Annotated in this window: 1 pseudogene; it reads left to right on the plus strand. The window is 52.0% G+C overall.

From position 1 onward, the window contains the following. A pseudogene (locus BFP72_RS19250) lies at positions 1 to 469 on the plus strand (hypothetical protein); the annotation flags it as partial.

Genomic DNA, 469 nt, shown 5'->3' on the forward strand with positions numbered 1-469 from the left:
GGTGCTATCAACGCAACCACTGATGTGACTTTCCCAATCACCGCTTCTACGACTGTGACTTGGACATTTACTGATGGAAGTGGCAACACAGCTACGCAAACACAAACGGTGACTATCGAGGACACCACTGCTCCGGTTGCTGATGCGGCTACTTTGACGACTGTCACGGGAGAATGCTCAGTTGCTGAGGCTGACTTGACTGTACCTACAGCGACTGACAACTGCTCAGGTGTCATCAGTGGGACGACCGATACGATTTTCCCGATCACCGCTTCTACGACTGTGACCTGGACATATACTGACGGATCGGGTAACATGGCAACTCAAACACAAACGGTGACTATCGAGGACACCACTGCTCCGGTTGCTGATGCGGCTACTTTGACGACTGTCACGGGAGAATGCTCAGTTGCTGAGGCTGACTTGACTGTACCTACAGCGACTGACAACTGCTCAGGTGTCATCAGTG

It is taken from the genome of Reichenbachiella sp. 5M10, from assembly GCF_002742335.1.
GTDB lineage: Bacteria > Bacteroidota > Bacteroidia > Cytophagales > Cyclobacteriaceae > Reichenbachiella.